Annotated in this window: 19 protein-coding genes; 7 read left to right on the forward strand and 12 right to left on the reverse strand. The window is 56.9% G+C overall.

Annotation, left to right across the window (positions count from 1 at the left end; translation table 11 throughout):
- Positions 1–275 precede the first annotated feature (275 nt).
- From GBM95_RS00185 to GBM95_RS00195, 3 genes are read left to right on the forward strand one after another with little or no spacing between them, the layout of a single operon-like run.
- Complete coding sequence (locus GBM95_RS00185) at positions 276–1,064, forward strand: exodeoxyribonuclease III (protein WP_152157236.1); 789 nt, start codon at positions 276–278, stop codon at positions 1,062–1,064.
- Positions 1,064–1,771, forward strand: a complete 708-nt coding sequence (locus GBM95_RS00190; RefSeq protein ID WP_152157300.1) for a pseudouridine synthase — start codon at positions 1,064–1,066, stop codon at positions 1,769–1,771. Before GBM95_RS00185 ends, GBM95_RS00190 begins: the two co-directional genes overlap by 1 nt.
- Positions 1,771–3,117, forward strand: coding sequence for an AmpG family muropeptide MFS transporter (locus tag GBM95_RS00195; RefSeq protein ID WP_152157237.1), 1,347 nt, complete (start codon positions 1,771–1,773; stop codon positions 3,115–3,117). Before GBM95_RS00190 ends, GBM95_RS00195 begins: the two co-directional genes overlap by 1 nt.
- Here GBM95_RS00195 and GBM95_RS00200 read toward each other — a convergent pair.
- Genes GBM95_RS00200 through GBM95_RS00215 form a run of 4 tightly spaced genes read right to left on the reverse strand, consistent with a single transcriptional unit; the run spans position 3,114 to position 6,430 of the window.
- A complete protein-coding gene (locus GBM95_RS00200) occupies positions 3,114–3,776 on the reverse strand; it encodes a YecA/YgfB family protein (protein ID WP_152157238.1) in 663 nt (220 codons plus the stop codon). The two genes, GBM95_RS00195 and GBM95_RS00200, sit on opposite strands and share 4 nt — an antisense overlap.
- 27 nt (positions 3,777–3,803) lie before the next feature.
- Positions 3,804–5,693: a phosphoenolpyruvate--protein phosphotransferase gene (gene ptsP / locus GBM95_RS00205; protein ID WP_152157239.1), complete on the reverse strand. Its 1,890-nt coding sequence runs from the start codon at positions 5,691–5,693 to the stop codon at positions 3,804–3,806.
- A 20-nt stretch (positions 5,694–5,713) separates the two neighbouring features.
- The gene (locus GBM95_RS00210; protein WP_152157240.1) at positions 5,714–5,983 is read right to left on the reverse strand and encodes an HPr family phosphocarrier protein; all 270 of its coding nucleotides are present in this window, start codon (positions 5,981–5,983) and stop codon (positions 5,714–5,716) included.
- A gap of 33 nt (positions 5,984–6,016) precedes the next feature.
- Positions 6,017–6,430 carry a PTS sugar transporter subunit IIA gene (locus tag GBM95_RS00215; RefSeq protein WP_152157241.1) on the reverse strand — a complete coding sequence of 138 codons (414 nt, stop codon included), beginning with the start codon at positions 6,428–6,430 and terminating at the stop codon, positions 6,017–6,019.
- A 141-nt stretch (positions 6,431–6,571) separates the two neighbouring features.
- Between GBM95_RS00215 and GBM95_RS00220 the strand changes: the two genes are divergently transcribed.
- A complete protein-coding gene (locus tag GBM95_RS00220; protein ID WP_152157301.1) occupies positions 6,572–6,967 on the forward strand; it encodes a DUF1840 family protein in 396 nt (131 codons plus the stop codon).
- Between the two features lie 30 nt (positions 6,968–6,997).
- On the opposite strand, the gene GBM95_RS00225 is transcribed toward GBM95_RS00220, so the two are convergent.
- The 7 genes from GBM95_RS00225 to fmt all read right to left on the reverse strand — a co-directional run bounded on the left by GBM95_RS00225 (position 6,998) and on the right by fmt (position 16,064).
- A complete protein-coding gene (locus GBM95_RS00225; RefSeq protein ID WP_152157242.1) occupies positions 6,998–8,470 on the reverse strand; it encodes a TrkH family potassium uptake protein in 1,473 nt (490 codons plus the stop codon).
- A gap of 25 nt (positions 8,471–8,495) precedes the next feature.
- Positions 8,496–9,908, reverse strand: coding sequence for a Trk system potassium transporter TrkA (gene trkA, locus GBM95_RS00230; protein WP_152157243.1), 1,413 nt, complete (start codon positions 9,906–9,908; stop codon positions 8,496–8,498).
- Between the two features lie 57 nt (positions 9,909–9,965).
- Positions 9,966–10,790, reverse strand: a complete 825-nt coding sequence (locus tag GBM95_RS00235) for a response regulator (RefSeq protein ID WP_152157244.1) — start codon at positions 10,788–10,790, stop codon at positions 9,966–9,968.
- A gap of 32 nt (positions 10,791–10,822) precedes the next feature.
- Positions 10,823–13,081, reverse strand: coding sequence for a sensor histidine kinase (locus tag GBM95_RS00240; RefSeq protein ID WP_152157245.1), 2,259 nt, complete (start codon positions 13,079–13,081; stop codon positions 10,823–10,825).
- Between the two features lie 3 nt (positions 13,082–13,084).
- Positions 13,085–13,582 carry a DUF4390 domain-containing protein gene (locus GBM95_RS00245; RefSeq protein WP_226963086.1) on the reverse strand — a complete coding sequence of 166 codons (498 nt, stop codon included), beginning with the start codon at positions 13,580–13,582 and terminating at the stop codon, positions 13,085–13,087.
- Between the two features lie 125 nt (positions 13,583–13,707).
- Complete coding sequence (rsmB, locus tag GBM95_RS00250) at positions 13,708–15,054, reverse strand: 16S rRNA (cytosine(967)-C(5))-methyltransferase RsmB (protein ID WP_152157246.1); 1,347 nt, start codon at positions 15,052–15,054, stop codon at positions 13,708–13,710.
- A gap of 47 nt (positions 15,055–15,101) precedes the next feature.
- Positions 15,102–16,064 carry a methionyl-tRNA formyltransferase gene (gene fmt / locus GBM95_RS00255; protein ID WP_152157247.1) on the reverse strand — a complete coding sequence of 321 codons (963 nt, stop codon included), beginning with the start codon at positions 16,062–16,064 and terminating at the stop codon, positions 15,102–15,104.
- 99 nt (positions 16,065–16,163) lie between these two features.
- Between fmt and GBM95_RS00260 the strand changes: the two genes are divergently transcribed.
- Positions 16,164–17,069, forward strand: a complete 906-nt coding sequence (locus GBM95_RS00260; RefSeq protein ID WP_152157248.1) for an alpha/beta fold hydrolase — start codon at positions 16,164–16,166, stop codon at positions 17,067–17,069.
- Between the two features lie 16 nt (positions 17,070–17,085).
- On the opposite strand, the gene def is transcribed toward GBM95_RS00260, so the two are convergent.
- The gene (gene def / locus GBM95_RS00265; protein ID WP_152157249.1) at positions 17,086–17,622 is read right to left on the reverse strand and encodes a peptide deformylase; all 537 of its coding nucleotides are present in this window, start codon (positions 17,620–17,622) and stop codon (positions 17,086–17,088) included.
- A 103-nt stretch (positions 17,623–17,725) separates the two neighbouring features.
- Between def and GBM95_RS00270 the strand changes: the two genes are divergently transcribed.
- Positions 17,726–18,637 carry a DNA-processing protein DprA gene (locus tag GBM95_RS00270; RefSeq protein ID WP_152157250.1) on the forward strand — a complete coding sequence of 304 codons (912 nt, stop codon included), beginning with the start codon at positions 17,726–17,728 and terminating at the stop codon, positions 18,635–18,637.
- Positions 18,638–18,747: 110 nt separating this feature from the next.
- On the forward strand, positions 18,748–21,351 hold the full coding sequence (locus tag GBM95_RS00275) for a DNA topoisomerase III (protein WP_152157251.1): 2,604 nt from the start codon (positions 18,748–18,750) through the stop codon (positions 21,349–21,351).
- Positions 21,352–21,381: the final 30 nt, after the last annotated feature.

The raw sequence follows: 21,381 nt of genomic DNA on the forward strand, positions 1-21,381 counted from the left end.
TGAAAGAGGAAAAAACAAACAACGGCAGCGCGAATGAGTTGTCTGCTCAATTGGATGTGCTGCCGCAGAAATGTACGGGAGTGTTTATCCCGCAAATTATAGTTAAGGGGCCGGAGGTCCCTGGCCGGGGTTTCAGGCTGAGCTGTTGAAGATGAAAATGGCGGCGCCATTGTGGCATGCGACAATATGCGATCGCTGGTGAACGCTACTGTCTGCATTTGCAGAAGCTTTAGAAATCAGACGACTATCTGAACATATTCCATTGAGGAGAGTGCATGCTGCGCATTCTTACCTTTAATGCCAACGGCATTCGGTCTGCGGCCAAAAAAGGTTTTTTTGAGTGGTTCATGGAGCAGAATGCGGACATTCTCTGCATTCAGGAACTGAAGGCTCAGGAAGCTGATCTCTCCGATGAACTCAAGTCGCTTCCGGGCTATCACGGCTTTTTTCATTGCGCCCGGAAAAAGGGCTATTCCGGATGCGGTCTCTGGTCGCGACGCGTTCCGGACGCTGTCCGCATTGGTTTCGGAGATGATGAATTCGATGCAGAAGGACGATGCGTCGAAGCGGATTTCGGGCGTCTTACTGTCATTTCTGCATATTTCCCGTCAGGAAGTTCGTCTGACGAGCGGCAGCTTGCAAAATTCCGGTTTCTTGAGCGCTTTGAACCGCATCTGAAGGCATTAAAGGATGCTGGCCGGGAAGTGGTTCTATGCGGCGACGTCAACATCGCGCATAAGGAAATCGACATTAAGAACTGGAAGGGCAATCTCGACCATTCCGGGTTCCTGCCAGAAGAGCGGGCCTGGCTCGATCATCTCTTTGATGAAATGGGCTGGGTTGATGTGTTCCGAAGACTTGATCCGCGCCCGGAGCGCTATACATGGTGGAGCCAGCGCGGGCAGGCGCGTGCCAAGAACGTGGGTTGGCGTATTGATTACGAGCTTGCTACCCCAGGCATTGCCGCGCTTGCACGGGCAACGGATATCTACGCAGCGGAAAAATTTTCCGATCACGCTCCGCTCTGGGTGGACTATGCGGTTGATGACGGAGGATTGAAATGATGACGCTTGCCGATATTCTTTTTACGCAGGGATTCGGAACCCGTTATGACTGCCGGCAGATCGTACTCTCAGGAGCCGTTTCCGTTAATGGACGAGTAGCTGACGATCCGGACGAGAATTTTGAACCGAAGGGACTTGTGCTTACATGGCGCGGCGAAGAATGGCCTGTATGCGAAAAAGCGCTGATTGCAATGAATAAGCCTGAAGGGTATGAGTGTTCTCTCAAACCTTCAGCTCACCCTTCCGTCATGGGGCTTCTCCCGGGGCCGCTTCGCAAGCGCGCTGTTCAGCCTGTTGGACGTCTCGACTGGGATACGACCGGACTGCTTCTTTTTACGGATGACGGCAAGCTGCTCCATCGGCTTACGCATCCTAAAAAGCATGTCGACAAAGTGTATTTGGCGGAACTCTGCCACCCCATGAAGCCGGATACCTGTGAAAAGCTTCTCTCCGGTGTTGTATTGGATGATGATCCCAAGCCTGTTGCCGCAAAGGCGGCAAGGATGCTTGCTCCGGAGAGGCTTGAGCTCACGATTTCCCAGGGGAAATATCATCAGGTAAAGAGAATGGTCGCCGCCTGCGGCAACCGGGTCGCAAAGCTTCATCGCATTCGGGTGGGGGCATACGAACTGCCGGAAAATCTTGAGCCGGGCAAATGGGTTTGGCTCAGCGGCCCGGAAGCTGTGCTCGGGGGGGATGGCCGCTGATGGCTTGCGACAAGTCGAGTTCCGGAATGAACAGCGGATGGCGGGTTTATCTGGAACCCGGAGCACTGCGCATGGCTGTTTTCGGCTTCAGTTCCGGCCTCCCGCTTCTTCTGGTCATCGGCACGCTGGGGTTTTGGCTTCGAGAGGCCGGCGTAGATCTTGCAACCATCGGCTTTTTTTCCTGGGTGGGGCTGATCTATGGGTTTAAATGGATCTGGGCGCCGCTTGTGGACCGCATGCCAATTCCCGTTCTCTCGAGCACACTCGGCAGGCGACGGGCGTGGCTGCTCGCTGCGCAGCTGATGCTTGCCTGTGCTCTTCTTGGACTTGCGATTACGGATCCTCAGAAGGACCTGTTTGTGTTTGCAGGATTGGCCATGCTGGCAGCTTTCTCATCTGCCACGCAGGACATTGCGCTCGATGCTTACCGTATTGAGTCTGCCGGCGAGCGCAGGCAGGCGGCTTATGCAGCCATGTATCAGACCGGGTACCGACTCGGCATGATTTGGGCGGGAGCCGGTGCGCTTGCTATTGCGGCCTGGGCCGGGCACGGCGCTTCCGGGTACATGCATTACGCCTGGACGGTGAGCTATGGGGTCATGGCTGCAAGCGTTCTGGTCGGAGTGGCGGCAACCTTGCTTTCTCCAGAACCTCTGCATAATGATTCAAGAGATGAGCTTTCCGCTGACAATACGCAGATTCCTTTAAGGGAACGACTCAACACTGCTCTTATTGGTCCTTTCTCAGATTTCTTCAGGCGCTTTGGCTGGGCGGCGCTTCTTGTTCTTGCGCTGATAGCGACCTATCGCATTTCCGATGTCGTTATGGGCGTTATGGCGAACCCCTTCTATCAGGATCTGGGATTCACAAAAGAAGAGGTTGCTGCGGTGAGCAAAGTGTTCGGCGTCATAATGACGCTTCTGGGTGCTTTTGTCGGCGGCGCAGCAGCCATGCGTTACGGCGTTCTTCCGGTACTCCTTGCCGGAGCAGTGCTATCGAGCCTAACCAATCTGCTTTTTTCCGTTCTTGCTGGAATTGGCGCGAATCTCACTTTTCTTGTCGTTACGGTATCTGCGGACAATCTCGCGGCAGGCCTGGCAAGTGCGGCTTTCGTAGCCTATCTTTCTGGATTGACGAGCTCGAAGTATTCAGCGACTCAATATGCGCTTTTCAGCTCCATCATGCTGCTGCTTCCAAAATTTCTGGCGGGTTTTTCCGGCATGGCTGTGGAAGCATTCGGATATGAGCGCTTTTTCATCGGAACAGCGCTCATGGGGTTGCCGGTGTTTGTTCTCGTTTGGCTTGTCATGCGTTGCGCTCCGAAGAGCGCAACGGGGAAAAATTAGTGCCGGCGCCGGTTATTTTTGTGATTTTGTTCGGTTCGGGGTGTGAATCCGCGGGTGACGGAGGCAATTTCCGCAACGCTTTCCGCAAGATCTTCCGTTGCCTGCTTCAGGTTTTCCAGCGGACTCTCAAACTCGAGCTCTTCCTTCACTTCCTGCATATCGCCGACAAGCTCATCGGGGAGATGACGAAGGATGCCGAGAAGAGCACTGTCAACAAGCTCGCTGCCGGTTTCGCGCAGGCCCGGCCAGCGGTTCATAGCTTCAAGGAAGCCCGCAGCAAAAGGCTCCAGGGCGGCAATAGCCTCCCATCCCCCTACCGGACGCCCGGCTTCATCCTCCACGTCGTATACGATGGGATCAAGTGCCCGGCACTGGGACAGGTCGTTTTCGATCGTCCGATAGCGGCGGTAGACAAGATCCTCAAGTCGATGCTGCTCGGCTTCATCCGGAAGCATGGCGTCGGGACGCCCTTCCTCATCGAAAATGAATGGCATCCAGGCGCTTGGCGGTACGGGCTCAGGGAGAAGCACGATAGCAGTAAGGAATCCGTCCATACGATCGGGTTCCATTGACTCCCAGGGTTCCGGGATGGAAGCCAGAAGCTCGCCGATTTCTACGAATTCTTCGTCAGTGAGCGGCTTGTCGTAATCGTTAGCCATAATGTCTGATCCTTTGCATAAGGCGAATTATCCGGCGGATGCCGCAGATTGCTGGGCATCGGGCTGAAGGGCTGCATTGAAGTCTGCGAGTGCTTCCCGTACGCTTTCTGCAGATCGGCGGCGCAGCACGCCGCGGGCGAAGATTTCGCAATCTTCAGCGCTGAGAGCGCGAATGCGTTCCTTGATGGTCGGAATATGCGCCGGATCCATGGAGAGCGCCGAGCAGCCGAGACCGATGAAGAATGGGGTCATTTCGGGACGGCCGGCCATTTCGCCGCAGACGGAGATTTCTTTCCCGGCAGCGGTGACGCGTCGAATGGATTCGGCAATGAAGCGCATCACAGCCGGATGGCAGTCATCGCAGTAACGCGAGACATAGGCATTGGTGCGGTCGGCCGCAAGCGTGTATTGCACGAGGTCGTTCGTTCCGAGGGAGAAGAAATCGAGAAGCGGCAGCAGATCAGAGAGACCTGCGACGGCGGCCGGAAGCTCAATCATGCCGCCGAGCGGAATGTTCTTGCGGTAGCGAACGCCTTCAGCTTCAAGCTGGGCAGCAGCCTCTTCAATGCAGGCGCGTACCTCGTGAACATCTGAGGAGCTTGACACCATCGGGAGCAGGAGCCTGACGCTGCCTGCAGTGGCAGCTCTCATGAGCGCCCGGAGCTGTGTAATGAAGAGCGGACGGAATGCAAAGCAGAAGCGCAGCGCACGAAGGCCCAGCGCAGGATTGGCTTCCTCGAAGTCGCTGTCTGCCAGAAGAGCCAGTGATTCGCGCGACAGCATCTTGTCGCCGCCGATATCGGCGGTGCGGATTGTGGTAATGCGACCGCGCATGCCGCGAATTACTTTCTGATAGGCCTCCACCTGTTCTTCTTCGCTCGGCAGGTCTTCTCGATTGAGGAACAGAAATTCCGTTCTGAAAAGACCGACGCCGGCGGCCCCGGCTTTTCGGGCTTCAGGGAGGTCATCGGGAAGCGCAATGTTGGCAAGAAGCTCTACGGCTTCTCCATCAAGCGTAACGGCATCTTCTCCGCGCAGTTTTACAAGCTGACGATTGCGCTGTCTGCGGGCGCGCATGGCGCGGGCTGCGCTCTTCTTTGCATCGTCGGAAGGAGCGAGATTGACGATGCCGGCATCAGCATCTACAAGTATTTCGTGTCCTGTTCCGATGCGCTCGATCGCATTCTCGACGCCTACGAGCGTAGGAATGCCGAGACTTGCTGCCAGAATCGCGGAGTGGCTCGTGGCGCTGCCGGTTTCCATTACGATGCCGACGATGTCGAGGTCGTCGCGCTCTCGGAGCTGGAGCATGTCTGCCGGTCCGAGCTGATCAGCTACCAGGATGACGGAATCCTCAATTTCTTCGGCTTCCAGAAGGCTTGTGGCGGAGCGGCGGCCGGCGAGGATGCGCTGAATGCGTTGAAACACATCGGTGATGTCTTCAACGCGGTTGCGCAGGTATTCGTCGTTGATCTGTTCAAAATCGCGACGGATCTGTTCGAGTCGAAGGGAAAGCGCCCATTCGGCATTGACAAGCTTTTCACGGATGAGTGCGGCGGTTTCCGTAATAAGCGTCGGATCCTGCAGGATGGTCCGGTAGACATCTAGGAAGGCAGCCGCTTCTGCCGGAGTATCTTCGTCGAGGTCTTCTCCAAGTCTCTCCAGCTGCTTAACGGCGGAGGCAGCCGCCATTCGAAGACGCTGGATCTCGCCTCGGACGTCCGTCTGATCAATCGGGAACTGCGGGATTTCCAGGTCGCCCGCCATGAGCTGAATGCCGCTGCCCCAGGCAACACCCGGGCACACGGTAAGCCCCCGGAGAACGCTTTCTTTGATCTTCTGAGGGATCTGTTCTGTTTCCGGCTCGTTTTTTTCGTCCGGGGACGCCGGGACTTTAATTTCTTCTTCGGAGCTCATTTGTCTTCTCTCCAAAGAAATTATTCGTCTTCACCGAAGCGGTCTCGGAATAGTTCGGCAATGGTCTGTACGGCGTCTTTTTCGTCCGGCCCATCCGCCGCAATCGTTACCACGCTGCCGCATGGAAGCGCCATGGTCATCAGTCCGAGAATGGATTTGGCGTCAACCGTATGCTTTTCATGAGTAATTGTGATGGCGCTGCGAAACAGGCTGGCTGTCTTCGCGAGACGTGCCGAGGGGCGTGCGTGAAGACCAAGCTTGTTCTGAAGCGTAAGCGTTTCCTCGAACAAGTTCTGCTCCTATTGATAAGGCGGGATTCAAAATCAGTTGTCGGAGAGCGCGCCGAGACTTGCCCGGGCTGCTGCTTCGGCTAGAGTGGCGACCTGCACCACAGAGGCATCGGAAGGGGCGTTGAGCGCCGCAATGATTGCGGGAAGGTTGGTGCCGCTCACCACGCGAACACGGGGATCCTCGAGGAGCTTGCGGGCAATGTTTCCGGGGGTTGCGCCGGTCAGGTCGGTAAACACGACGACGCCCTCTGCGTGCTTGAAAAGCGTTTTGAGGAGTTCCTGTGCGTGCGCAAGCCCCTCGGCAGCGTCAACCTCTGCCGGCACATCGTAAGCAATGATCTGATCAGCGGAAATGTCCCCCGTCATGCTGTAGATATGCTGAGCGCAGGTTTTTAGCGCCGATGCCAAGGGCGCATGGGCAATGATGCAGAGACCAGTTGTTACCACGGCATCTGACTCCCCAACGATAAAATGAAATTGAGTTTGCCCGGGAGTTTAGCATTCAGAGCACTTCCGGCATCTCCGGACGCGCGTTTCGCATTCCTGATGCTGCGCGGATTCTCAGACGATATGGACATCAATTCAAAAATGGCTTTGGTTCAGTTCAGTTGCGTAGCTACCGGTCCCTTCATTGCTTTTAAAGAAACGGTAGAGCGCATCTTCAAGGCAATAAATGAGCCTTTCCACGACAAAGGCGGCTTTATGGCAGAGGATCTGCCGGATGTGCTCAGAAGGCTTGATGAAGCTGCGGCAGCGGATAAGGCAAAGGCCGCTAAGCTCGAGGAAGAGCGGGAAAAGCGTCTGCGGGAAGGGTCCTATGAGAATGAAATCCGCATGCTTGAAGCGGAGCGCGAGGATGAGGAAAAAAAGAAGAACCGTGAGGATTCCATTCGCCTTTACCAGCGAATGGTTCCGCTTCAGGACATGATCCGTCGCGCCATCAAGCATAAAAAGCCCATTATGTGGACGACGCTCGGGCGTTAATTTTTATGCGCTACCCGATTTCTGTGCCGATCAGGTTCGCCAGAATGCCCGGGTGAAGAGCACGAAAACGGTGAAGATCTCGAGTCGGCCGGTCATCATCAGGAAGGTGAGGATGTCGAGCTGCAGTGCTGTAAGGCCCTGGTAGTTTCCTACCGGGCCGACAGTGCCGAGTCCGGGGCCGAGATTCGTAATGCAGGCAACCGCCGCCGACCAGGATTCAAGAGATCCCAGGCCGGTAGCGAGCAGTGCAAAAGCCCCCGCAAGGACGGAAAAACTCCAGAGCAGCGTGTATCCGAGAACGGCAAAGACAATGTGATTCGGGATGGCAGCGTCGCCGACGGTGATGGGGGAGACGGCGTTCGGATAGAGGAGCAGCGTGAATTCGCGCTTTGCCTGCTTGATGAGGATGAGCACTCGAATCATCTTCAGCCCGCCGCCGGTAGAGCCCGCACAGGTAGCCACAGCGGAACTGAGCAGCAGAATAGCCGGCAGCCCGCAGGGCCAGAGAGACCAGTCGGAGGTGGCGTAGCCAGTGGTTGATGCTGCGCTTACGATGGAAAAGGCTGCGGCGCGCAGTGCATCCGGAACGCTTGTGGCCAGGCCGGAAAGGTAGAGTATCGGCGTCGCGGCGGCAATCAGAACCAAGAGGAGGCCGATCCAGGCAAGCGCCTCAGGGTTGCGCAGATAGACGAGAGGGTCATGCCTGCGCCAGGCAACGAAGTGAAGCGTGAAGCTGAAGCCGCAGATCACCATGAAGACAACTGCAACGGCATCCACTGCTGCGCTGTTGAAGAAGCCGAAGCTCGCATCATGTGCGGCAATGCCCGAAAGACTCACCGTCGTCATCATGTGCATGACGGCGTCGCGCCAGTGCATGCCGGCGAAATGGTAGGCAATTGCACAGGCAACGGAAATGCCGAAGTAAATGAGGTAGAGCGAGCGTGCAGTTTCTGCAATGCGGGGCGTAAGACGCGTTTCCTTGAGGGGCCCGCTCGTCTCTGCCTTCATGATCTGAGCGCCGCCGACGCCGAGCAGCGGCAGAATGGCGACGGACATGACGATGATGCCCATGCCGCCCAGCCAGGAAAGAAAGCATCGCCAGCCGTTCATGGAGTGCGGCAGCTCGTCGAGTCCCGTAAGTACTGTGGCGCCGGTCGTGGTGAGACAGGACATGGCCTCGAAGTACGCTCGTTCGAAACCAAGTCCAGGCATATGCAGCATGAGCGGAATCGCGGCAAAAGCTGCAATCAGCGCCCAGGAGAGCGTGACAAGGAGAAAGCCGTGGCGGGCGGTGAGCTCCTGTCGAAAGCGGTATAGGGTCAGAGTAAGGAAAAGGCCGGCGCCAGCCGTGATGCCGGCTCCCATGATGAAGTCCATTAGGGCGCCATCATTCTCGGTCCAGCTGTAAACGGCTGGTATCAGCATGATGACTGCAAAAGCCATCAGAACGGGGCCGAGGGCATTGAGGACCGGTAGGAGCAGTACGCGCAGAGTCGTGAGCATAGATCTCTCTGTTTTCCGGTTGGCGTCAGAAGAAGCTCACGTCTACGGCAAAGAGTTTCTCAACGGCCGGAATCAGTCGGCGGTTGGGCACGAAGATGATGAGGCGATCTTCCTGCTCAATGATGAGGTCGAAGCTCGCCATCAGCACTTTGGTGTCGTCGCCTTCGCCGCGAATGAGTGCGGCAACGCTGCATCCTGCCGGCAATCGAATGGCATCGATGCGCCGGCCTACCACGCGTGAGCTTTCAGGCGTGCCGTGGGCTACAAACTCAAGTGCTTCGGCGATGCCGTGCCGCAGCGAATAGGCTGCCGTGACGTCGCCGTGACGAACGTATCGAATCAGCTCATCCAGCGCCGCCTGGGTCTGCGAAACCGTGATGTCGATGCGCGAGCCTTCGATCAGTTCGCCGTAAATTCTCCGGTTGACGAGAGCGATGGTGCGACGTGCACCGAGCCGTTTGGCAAGAAGTGCCGACAGGATGTTGTTTTCATCGTCCGAAGAAAGCGAAATAAAAAGATCGCACCCTTCGACGCCTGCCGAAAGAAGCGTGTCTTCGTCGTCAAAGTCTCCTGAGAGCACCATCGCCCGGTCGCCAAGCGTCAGAGCAAGATCTTCGGCCTGACGTCGGTCTGCTTCAATGACGCGGATGGATGCAGGAGCCGCTCCGGTGAGTTCATTGCCTTCCGTGAGCGCCTGGACGATGCTCCGGCTCATGATGGAGCTCCCGGCAATGATCAGGCTGCGCGTGGCTGTTGTTCTCCGGCGGAGCTGTGTAGTGACAAGGCGTGCGTGCCGGGTATCTGCGACAAAAATCACCTCATCGCCCGCTTCTATCAATGTACGGGCATTGATCGCGAGACATTGGTTGCGGCGAAAAAGCGCCGCAATGCGCGCGCATGCATTGGGAATGTGAGCGTTGAGCTCGCCGATCGGGCCGCCCACCATAGGGCTTCCTTCCTGAGCTCTAACTGCGATGAGGCTTACCCGGCCTTCTGCGAATTCCTGTACCTGCAGAGCCTCCGGGATGTCGATGAGCTTCACGAGATAACGCGTGAGCGCCTGTTCGGGCCAGATAACCGTGGTGGCGTCGAAACCTTCTTCCCGAAGAAGACGGGGGTAGCTGCGCAATTCTTCGTTGCGGACGCGGGCGATTCTCGTGGGGATATTGAAGATTCTCGATGCAAGCAGGCAGACGGCGAGATTGGTCTCATCGCTCGATGTCACGGCAATCAGCATGTCGGTGTCGCCCGCCGAGGCGTTTTCAAGGAGCTGCGGCGAAAGCGCATCTCCCACGATGCCTCTGAGGTCAAAGCGGGACTGCAGAAAGCCGATGTTGGCCGGATCCTTATCTATGACGGTAATGTCATTGGCTTCCGATACCAGACTTTCTGCAACGGAACTACCAATGCGGCCCGCTCCGATAATGAGGATCTTCATGGTGTCTTGAAAGAAAGAGGCCCGCTTGATGTGAGCGGGCTTCCTTGAGCAGAGAGATTATTTGAGGGTGTTGTTGAGCGGGTATCGGTCAAGCGTCGAGCCGGTCGGATTATCAATCGAATTCTCGTCAGAAGTTTCGATTTCAGCCAGAACCGGACACGTAGGCTTGGCATAGCCTCCGCCGGCAGGCGGCATCGGCGCAGTGCGTCGGGCCTCCTCGCGCATTTCCTCAACGTTGATGCCGAGCGAACGAACCTTGCGGTAGAGGTGCGTGCGTTCCATGCCTGCGTGGCGGGCGAGTTCCGCCATGGAGTGATTGAGATGATTGAGCACTGTTTTGAAATAAGCTCTCTCAAAATCCATCAGCTGATCCCGGAACGGACGGTTGAAGTCAAGGACAAGTCCGTAATCCGGCATTTCATATGCCGGAAGCCGCTGTACCTGCTGCATGCTGCGGCGGCGGCCGCGGGTACGCTTTTCGGGAGGAGGCTCTTCAGCAGCCTGGCGCTGCTGCTCGTGCCATTTGACGAGACCGAGCTGAATGGCTGACAGCAGACGTTTAAGGGAAATCGGCTTTTCAATGAAGTCGACGGCGCCGTCATCCAATGCGCGCTGTGCATGGTCGATCGAGCCGTGCCCGGACATGATGATTACGGGGAAGTTTAGTAGGCCGCCGTACTTCCATTCGCGCAGAAGCGCGAGACCGTCCGTATCCGGCATCCAGATGTCAAGAAGCACCAGATCGTACTGGCGTTCGGCAACCTTAGCCCTTGCCTCATTGGCATTGGCGGCTGTGGCTACACGGTAGCCGGACTCGACAAGAATTTCCGAAAGAATGTTTCGGATGCCGAGTTCATCGTCGACAATAAGAATTTCAGTCATCTTGTTGATTAGTTGCTTTAGTGGCCGATACCTCACTGACGGTCAGTCGGTCGGTCGCCGGGTGCAAGGTGCTCGAAAAGAATATCCACTTGGGCGCCAAGAATCAGCGTGCCGGTAGAGTCCAGACGGTTGGAAAGACGGATTGCCGCACGGTGCTCATCGAGAATCTTCTTGATCATCGGAAGCCCAAGCCCTGTGCCTGTAGCTTTGGTGGTTACATAGGGCTCAAAGGCGCGCTCGAGGATATTTTCGCTGAAACCAACGCCGCTGTCATGCAGATGAAGCTGCACGGCACTCATGCCGCGCTCGGTCAGAATATGACGCGTTGAAATGACGATTTTCGGAACGTCGCCTTCCGCTGCATCGATGCTGTTGGAAATCAGATTATGCAATACCTGTCGAAGTTGAGAGGCGTCTGCTTCGATGAGCGGAATGCCGTTCTCAAGATCGAGCTTGATGGCAAGACCCGCTTCCTGATAGAGCTGCGCTGCGCCGAGAACGAAGTCGTTGAGATCAAGCGGAGAGAGCTTTGCTTCGGGGAGCTTGGCGTATTCCCGGAAATCATTGACCATCTGCTTAAGGGCATCCACCTGCGTCGTAATAGTTTTGACTGCGCGGGTAAGCATTTCGGCATCATCATCGTTTTCGAGCTTGGGTTCAAGCCGGAAAGCCAGTCGTTCGGCGGCAAGCTGAATAGGCGTGAGCGGATTCTTGATTTCATGAGCCAGCCTGCGGGCGACTTCGCCCCAGGCAGTGGCTCGCTGCGCCTCAATAATCTTTGAGACGTCATCGAACACAATGACGAGTCCGGGTTCATCGGCTCCAAGCGGCATGCGCGAGAGCTTGAGGAAGAGCGGAATGGTTTTTTCCTTGCGCTCAAGCTGGAATTCCAGACTTGCGGCGCCGGTTTCTTTTTCGAAGCCAAGGGAAAGCTGAGCGTTCCGAAGTGCATCGGAAAGCTCCGGTTCAATTTTGCTGAGTTCGATTCCGGTGCGGCAGCTTTCTTCTCCAAGAATTCTGCGGGCTGCGGCATTGGCCGTAATCACCCGGCCTGTGCGGTCGAGCACAATGACGCCGGAGGAAATATTGGCAAGAATCCGCTCAAGATAGGCCTGCGCCTGTTCTGCGCGCCGACGCTGTTCATCGATCACTCGGCGCGACTCAGAAAGGTCGCGGATCATCTGGTTGAAGGATTGCGTGAGGACGTTGATTTCATTGTTGCCGGAAAATTCCCGGATAGGATGAAAGTTGCCGTCCGCCACCCGACGCGTGCCTTCCTCAAGTTGAAGAACAGGAGCAACGGTCTTGCGAGCAAAGGCGAGCGAGAGCGCAAAAGCGCCTAGCGCACCGAGAAGCGTGACGAGAAAAAGCGTGCTCGCATAAACGCTCTGAAGCGAGGCGCGCGAGAGGACCAGAGTCTGATAGTCGCGGTATCCCGCTACAAGCATGGATGCATTCTTAACGGTTTCTTCCGGAACCGGCTGAATGATCTGAAGGTAGAACTGCTGACGCCGCATCTCGAGGCCTGAGCCCGGTTTAGTAGCGTCGCGAACATTGTCGTCTGCCGCGTCTGCTTCTTCGGACTGAACAGGAACAATCACGCGGATGGAAAGTTTTTCATCTCGCTGCGCGTCGAAATTAACGTCTCCGTCAATCACGCTGTATATGCCCGCGCTTTTGACCGTTTGAATCTGGCTTGATGTCGGCATGTCGGGCATCAGGACATTGATGCGCGAGCCCGCAGCCGCAATGGCGGTCCCATTGGAGAGAAAAACGAGGGCTTCAATGCCGGGGCGGCCTTCTAGTATTCTGAGCAGATCCGACATGATGAGCGATGCCGGGGTGTTGGTGAGCAGTCCTGCGATGTGTCTCGCTGTCGCTTCAGCCTCAACCTGCTGCTGGGCAAGAATGCCCCTGGTGATTGTGACGCCGGAATCAAGCGCCTTTTCCACGCGTACGTCGAACCAGGAATTGATGGAGCGTGAAATGAAGACAGAGGAAACAAAGTAAATAAGGACGCAGGGAATCAGTGCAAGTCCCGCTGCGGACAGCGCAAGACGGCTGGTGAGGTGTGCGCCGAATTCCTTATTGCGCAGGCGCTGCCAAAGACGCAGCGCCATTGCTGCCACAACGGCGAAAAGAACGACAGCAATTGCCCGGTTGATGACGAGCAGAACTGGGAACCAACGTTCAAAAAGGGTTGAGTCCGTGCTCGTTGCGGCAAGTATGAAGAGCGAGAGGCCCGCCAGCACAAGCGCAGCGATGAAGATGCCGCGAAGCCAGGAGGACATGACTTAATCCTCCTGCTGCGTCAGATCCTTCGGCAGCGCTATAGGTGTCCAGTCGCTCTCCACGGTCCAGTCGCCTGAATCGTGGTTTGTTACCTGCATGGGTTTCGGGAGCTTGCCTGCATCCAGATAAAAACGGATGCCGGCAGTAAGGCCTGAATCGGCAGCATCGCGGGTAGACGCCACGCGCCAGCGCCGGATGTTTTTGATGTAGGGAAGCGCTTCTTCCAGCGTATCAAAATTGAGAGAAATGCCGCTGTAGGAAACGGCATAGCGTCGGGTGAGCGGGTTGAATGCCAGACGGATGTTGAAGTCGCTTTCTGCGATATTTTTGTCGAACCAGTACCAGCGGTCTTTTGAAAGTTCGAATTTGTAGGTGAAGTAGAGCGCAATGCCGCGGTGCATGGCATCCACCAGAGGCATTGGCAGGTCAAACTCGTAATGCGCCTCTATGAAGAGCCCCGGACGCTCGCCAGGCTCATCAACAGTAAGTGCGGCACTCATGAGTTCAGCTCTTGCCGCTTCCGCGGAACCGGCAGCCGCAAGCATCGCCGCGCATAAAAGAGGCGCAGCGATGCGTGACAAACTGAAGGTTCGGTAAAGTGACATGCCGGAGAAACTGCGGAAAATTAATTCTTTTTGAGCAGTGCGTAGAAAAAGCCGTCGTGCACGGAAGGAAGCATTTGCGGATTAGGCCAGATGCCGTCTTCTGTCGGAACAAGGTTCATCATACCGATCCCGGTTTCGCCAAGCGGCACCATCGAAGCATCCGGGTGACGCGCGAGAAATTCCTTGATCTGCAGAGGTCCTTCCTGAGGGAAGAGCGAGCAGGTGCAGAAGAGCAGATGTCCGTTCGTTTTCAGACACGGCCAGAGCGCTTCCAGAATTCTTTTTTGCTCATTGGCAAGTCGGCGGATGTCTTCAGGGCGGCGCGACCAGGGAACATCCGGCTGACGCCTTACGATGCCGCTGGCGGTGCAGGGAGCATCGAGGAGAACGGCATCAAAGGGTTCGCCTGAGAACCACTTTTGAGTATCTGCAGCATCGGCAGCCTGAACTTCCGCTGAGAGGCCAAGGCGTCCAAGGGTTTCACGGATCAGTTCTGCTCGATCGGGAGCAACCTCCAGCGCTGTTACCTGGCAATCGGCAAGTTCGAGCAGATGAGCTGTTTTACCTCCCGGAGCAGCGCAGGCGTCCAATACGCGGTTTCCTGCCTTGACGGGGAGAAAGTGAGCGGCAAGCTGCGCTCCGGCATCCTGAACAGATACATCTCCCTCGCTAAATCCCGGTATTTCATGAACGGGAAGCGGCTTTTCAAGAAGAATGGCTTCAAGTCCAATTTGACGGGCTGGGATTCCGGCCTGCGCGAGCCGCTCCAGATATGCTGCCGGCGTGGTCCGGCGGACGTTAACCCTCAGCGTCATCGGTGCGTGCTGGCGCTGGAGCAGAAGAATTTTCTCCCACTCCTGCGGATGCGCGGCGCGGATCTTCTCAATCCACCAGGACGGCGCATTGAAGCGCACTTCCGGGATTTTGTTCAGATCTTTGAGAAGTCCATTGCTTTCGCGCAGGAAACGGCGCAGGACTGCGTTGACGAGGCCGGAGAAGCGCTGCGTGCGCTTGTCTGCCCGAATAGCATTCACGGCTTCGCTTACAAGCGTGAATTCGTTGTAGCGCTTCGTAATGAGAAGAGCGAGCGCTGCTTCGAGAATGTTCTGTACCGGCGGCGGCGGGGGATTATTGAGAAGCTTTCTTGACAGTGCGCCGGTAAGCGCAAGGTTGCGCATGAGGTCGTAGAGGATTGACTGCAGCGCAGCTCGCGCGTGAGACGGCAGCCCCTCTGCGGCAGCGTCGAGCGCAGCAGAAAAGGATGATCCCCCCTTCATCTGTTTACGCGCCGTGGCGGCAAGCGAGAGCAGTCTGCGAAGCGGGAGTTGTCGAGTCTGCTTTACGGCTTCCGGAGATTCATGAGTCATGGGAAATGGTCACTTGCAATAATGAGTGTCGAAAGCTGATGGAGCCGTTATTTGAGCGTGTCGCCGGGTTGAATGCCGAGGCTTTGGATCGCAGAGTGAGCGGGCATGCGCGGCTTTCCCGCGCGCTGCAGGATGGCCATTGAGAGCGCTCCTTCACCGCACTGAACCAGCAGGGCGTCGTCAGCTTTAAGAACGGTGCCCGGAGCGGCATCGGACGGCCATTCATGGGCATCTGCCTGCCAGACTTTGACGGGATTGCTCCTGTACTCAAACTGCAGTCCGGGGAATGGCGTGAAGGCGCGCATTCGGCGAGCAATAACTTTGGCGCTTGCATTCCAGTCAATTCGACTTTCGGACTTCAAAAGCTTTTCTGCATAAAGCACGCCTTCTTCGGGCTGCGGAGTGCATTCAAGATCGCCGGGTTTTTCAAGCGCTTTGATCAGAAGCTCTGCTCCGATGCGTGCGAGCTTTTCCGTGAGGGAAAGATGCGTATCGTCATCGGCGATTTTTGTTTTTTCCACGAGTACCATGGGGCCGGTATCGAGACCAAGCTCCATCTTCATGAGCGTAACGCCGGTTTCCGCGTCGCCAGCTTCAATCGCGCGGGCAATAGGCGCTGCGCCGCGCCAGCGCGGCAGCAGACTCGCATGAATGTTGATCGCTTTGATGTCGCCAGCTTTCCCGATGCCGTGCGCACAGTTGAGAACGGGTTCCGGGAGAATCAGCCCGTATGCCGCGACTACCAGCAGATCCGCATTGATGTTGCGGAGTTTTTCATGCATCGCTGCGGCCCCTTCAGGATCTTTTTTGAGGCTCAGCGTTGCGGGTGTTTCCACAGGAATCCCAAGGGATTCGGCAAGCACTTTGACCGGCGAAGGGGTGAGCTTCATGCCTCGGCCGCTTGGGCGATCGGGCTGAGTGAGCACGAGAGCAATGTCGTGACCGTTTTCAGCAAGCGCACGCAGTGCTTCAGCGGCAAAGTCCGGCGTACCGGCAAAAATGATCTTCATGAGGAAAGCCTGAAGGGGAGTTTTATTCTGAATCGTCCGCTATTTTAGAGGGATCGACTACGATGCCTCGATAAGGTGAAAGAGAAGGATTCTGACGTTATGGAAGAACTTCAATATTTGAATGCAGGCGGCCTCACTTATGCCTATCGACGCTACGGCGACCCCGAGGCGCCGGCAGTGGTGCTCCTGATGGGGCTGGGCCTCTCGATGGAGGCGTGGCCCGAAGGCATTATCTCCGGGCTTCTTGCAGAGGGCCTCCAGGTGATTACGCCCGACAATCGGGATGCCGGCTCGTCATTCAGGTTTACCGGCTGGCAGCCTGGCCGCGGGGATGTCGCCCGGGCAATCATTCGGACAGTGCTCGGACTTTCCGTTTCCGGGGAGTATGCGCTTGAAGACATGGCGCTTGACATTGAGCGGCTTCTCGATCACCTCGGCATCCGCCGCGCACATGTCGCGGGCGTGTCCATGGGCGGCATGATCGCGCAGGTTTTCGCAACGCAGTGTCCGAACCGGGTGGCGACGCTTACGTCCATTTCGTCAGCGGTTGGGAATCCGAAAACGGGTTTGGGCTCTCTTCGCGCCATTCTTGCTGTTGCTGGAACAGGAGATGCTTCCTCGCCGGAGGCTCTACAGGCGCACTTCAAAACTGTTTTGACGGCACTTTCCGGATCGAAGTACAGGCCGACTCCGGAAGAGCTGGACGATGCGATAAGAAGCGCGCCGCGCATCGGATACGATCCCGTTGCAACGCGTCGTCAGCTGATTGCGCTGCTTGCGAGCGGAAACCGGGCAAAGGCAGTCAGGCAGCTGCGCACGCCGACGCTCGTTATCCATGGCACAGAGGATCCGCTTCTTCCATTTGCAGCAGGAGAAGAAACGGCAAGGCTGATTCGCGGGGCAAAGCTCATTCCCGTTGAAGGCCTCGGGCATCAGCTGCCCCCATCTCTGATGGGGACGTATGCAAAATGGATCGCTGAAGAGTGCCACGCGCATCCGGCGTGATGCGCGGGCGTATGCATCAGCGGCGTGCGGCTTTTTCCTTTTCCTTCTCCCGCTCCTCCCGACGGAGTTTGCGCAGCTTGGTGCAGGCACGCTGCTTCTTGAGCATGGAGAGGTGATCGATAAAGACGATGCCGTCAAGATGATCCATTTCATGCTGCACGCAGACAGCAAGAAGGCCGGTGCAGTCGAGTTCAATTTCCTTGCCGGTGGCATCCTGTGCGCGAACGCGGACATGCGCCGGGCGCTTCACGTGTTCGTAAAGCCCCTTGAGGGAAAGACAGCCTTCCTCGTGATCCTGAAGCTCTTCGCTCGCTTCAATGATTTCAGGATTGCAGAGCACGCGCAGGCCGGTTTTGTCATCGGTAACGTCAATGACGATAATGCGCTTGAGAATGCCCACCTGATTGGCTGCGAGCCCGACGCCGGGAGCGGCATACATGGTTTCAGCCATGTCGGCAGCAAGGCGCTGAAGGTCTTCGTCAAAAACGTCAATGCGCTCGGCCTTTGCGGCAAGTGCAGGATGCGGATACTGAAGTACGGGAAGCAAAGCCACGGAATACTCCTCCCCGCGATGGCGGGAAGCCGGATGTACATGAAAAGGCCGAGAATTATAACCTTGTGCGGATCGAGGAAATGGCCGGGGAGAAACGGAAGAAATGCGCGTAAGTGAGACGAATCAGGAAGATGTGCGCAACTGGATAAAACTGAGCCTTGCGCGTCATTTGGATACTTTTGGAGCCGTCAGACTGCTGAAGGTCTACGGCAGTGCGGAGTCTGTGCTCGCCGGGTCGCTCTCTGATCTGGCAAGGCTTGTCGGCATGCCGGCCGCTGAGGGTGTTGTGGCCGCCGCCCGGGGCGCAGTGGACGACGAAGCGGATTCTGCTGTTGCGGGGCTTCTGAGCACCCCGGAGACAGGCGTGCTCACCATTGCTGATTCGCTTTATCCGGCGGACCTCATCGAAAGCGGACTGGCGCCTCTTTTGTTGTTTACCAGGGGTGATGAGTCGGTTTTGCTAAGAGAGAGCGCAACTATATGCGGGTCGGCCTCAGCGGATGAGGAAGGGCTTCGGAATGCGGAATTCTTCGGCAAGGCTATTGCCGAATCCGGCATGACGGTCTTGGTTCCGGCAGAGCCCGGAATCCCGACGTCGGCTATTTCCGGTGCGCTGTCCGCTCATCAAGGGGTTCCTCCCGCAGCGCTGCTGGCTTCCGGTACGGCGCGGGCGCCCCGGGAAATGACCGGCTTGCTGAAGGCGCTCCTTGCCGCGGGGGGCCTTCTCATATCGGCGGAGCTTCCTGAAACATCCCAGAGCGAGGCGTCAAAAGCTTTGCGGAACGGACTCCTTGCCGGCTTCTCTCGACGCCTGCTTGTTATTGAGGCAGAGCGCCATGCCCCTATACTCGACATCGCACGGCGGGCGGCTGAGCTTGGCGGGCTGGTCGGCGCTATTCCGGGAAGCATTCATAATCCGCTCTCCCGTGGTGCGAATGCGCTTATACGCGAAGGCGCTATGCTCGTCGAAACATTGAGAGATCTCGGCATAGAAAATCCAGAGCCTCAAAAATGACATAATGCGCCTGCTTTTCAGGCTGTCCCGCGCGCAAGCGGGGTGCCTGAAATTTTCTTTTCAGAACCCAAACCCACTTCAGACCGCTTCCGTCGTAAGGAGAACATGCCATGGCGCAGACCCTGGTGATTGCAGAAAAACCGTCAGTAGCAGGCGATATCGCCCGTGCTCTCGGCGGCTTTAAGAAAGACGGCGAGTTCTGGACGCGCGATGACATGATCATCGGGTCGGCAGTGGGGCATCTCCTTGAAATCAAGGCGCCGGAGGAATACGACGTCAAGCGCGGACGCTGGTCATTCGCGAATCTGCCGGTCATTCCGCCTTATTTTGATTTGCAGCCGATTAAGAAGTCGGAGAGCAAATACACGGCGCTGGCGAAAAAAATCCGCAGCCGTGCTGTTACGGATCTCATCAATGCATGCGATGCGGGGCGAGAGGGCGAACTTATTTTCCGCTACATCATTCAGGCCTGCGGCAGCAAAAAGCCGATCCGCAGACTGTGGCTGCAGTCGATGACGAAGGCTTCCATTCAGGAAGCTTTTACGCAGCTGCGCTCCGACGAAGAAATGAAGCCGCTCGAAGCTGCTGCAAGGAGCCGTTCCGAAGCGGACTGGCTTGTCGGCATCAACGGCACGCGTGCGCTGACTGCCTTTAATTCCAAGGATGGAGGCTTTTTCCTCACAACTGTCGGCCGCGTACAGACGCCGACGCTCGCGATCGTGGTCGCGCGTGAAGAGGAAATCAATCACTTCAAGCCGAAGGATTACTGGGAGGTCCACGCCACATTCAAGGCCGCGGTCGGCGAGTATGAAGGCAAGTGGATTGCTCCTGACTTTACGAAAACGAAGGGCATGCCGGCAGAGCTTCGCGCCGACCGCATCTGGAGCGCGGCTGATGCCGAGAAAATTGTCGCAAAGTGCGCAGGCCGCGAGGGTACGGTAACGGAACAAAGCCGAAAAGCGACATCGCTTGCGCCTGCGCTTTTCGACCTTACGTCGCTGCAGCGTGAGGCCAACAGCCGTTTCGGGTTCCCTGCCAAGATGACGCTTGCCATTGCGCAGCGTCTCTATGAACGCCACAAGGTGCTGACTTATCCCCGTACGGATGCCAAGGCACTGCCTGACGACTATGCGCCGACGGTAAAGGAAACGCTTGCTCATCTGCAGAAGCTTCCCGAATACGACGCCTATTCCGCCAAGATCCTGACGAACGGCTGGGTGAATCCGCATGACAAGCGGGTTTTCGACAACAAGAAGATCAGCGACCACTTTGCGATCATCCCGACGGGCGAAATTCCAAAGGGGCTTGAGGAAACCGAGCAGAAAATCTACGACCTCGTCGTGCGCCGCTTTATGGCGGTCTTCTTCCCTGCCGCTGAATTCAACGTTACAACCCGCCGCACCCAGGTTGAGGGCGAGGTCTTTTTGACGGAAGGAAAGGTGCTCACGAAACCGGGCTGGATGGAAGTGGCTTCGAGAGCTGTGCGTACGCAGAGCGATCTTGTCCCCGTTTCAAACGGCGAGAAGGTTCTGACGACGCATATCGAGTCTCTTGCCGATCAGACAAGGCCGCCGGCGCGCTTTACGGATGCGACCCTCCTTTCTGCAATGGAGTCTGCAGGCAAGAAGCTTGAAGCGGACGAGCTGCGCGATGCCATGGCGGAAAAGGGACTCGGTACGCCGGCTACGCGCGCGCAGACCATTGAGGGCCTCATTGAGCAGAAGTATCTGCGTCGTGAAGAGCGTGCGCTTGTGCCCAACGCCAAGGCATTTCAGCTCATGCAGCTCGTGCGCGGTCTTCGCATCGACGAGCTTACGCAGCCGAGGCTTACGGCGGAATGGGAGTACAAGCTCGCTCAGATTGAACACAGTCAGGGATCGCGCGACGACTTCATGGCGGAAATCCGCAAAATGACGGAAAACATGGTCGCTGTTGCCAAGCAGTATGAAGGCGACAGCGTGCCGATCGTCAACCCTATTCACTTCAAGAACAGATGCCCGGCCTGCGGCGGTGAAATCGTTGAAAACTACAAGCGTTTTGCCTGCACGACGCCCGGCTGCTATTTCTCGCTTTCGAAGCACCCATCAGGTCGTGCTTTTGAAGCCGAAGAGGTTGAGGAGCTTCTCGCCAATCATCGCGTGGGTCCTCTCACGGGTTTCGTCAGCCGCCGAGGATTCCCCTTTGAGAGCGAGCTTGTGCTTGAAAAAGACAAGGAAACAGGGCAATGGGGGATGCGCTTTGACTTTGAGGAACGCCCTGAAGTCGGCGCAGAGGAAATCGCTTCAGCTCCGGTTGTGGGCGACTGCCCGCTTTGCCGCGGCCGAGTCCTTGAGCTTGGCGATCACTACATCTGCGAGCACGCCGTCAATGAGCCCCGCACCTGTACTTTCCGCATGAGCCGCACGATTCTGCAGCGGACGATTACGCGAGAGGAAGTGGCCACGCTTCTGGCGGAGGGCAGGACGCATCTGCTCGACGGCTTTATTTCCAAGCGCACGAACCGGCCCTTCAAGTCTTATCTCGTCTGGGATCCGAAGAAGAAGACCGTAGCCTTCGAATTCGAAAAGCGGGAAAAAGACGCCGCAAAGGATGCGGCGAAATCCGCAGAGGCTGAGGAAGAGTCGGCAGCGGCTAAGAAGCCTGTGCGCAGGACCGCGGCAAAGAAGAGCGCCGCGAAGCCTGCGGCCCGCAGGACAAAGAAGGCGGAAGGCTGATCTGAAAAATGAAAAATCCCGCGTACGAAA

Source organism: Sutterella seckii (assembly GCF_009183815.1).
Classification (GTDB): Bacteria; Pseudomonadota; Gammaproteobacteria; order Burkholderiales; family Burkholderiaceae_F; genus Sutterella; species Sutterella seckii.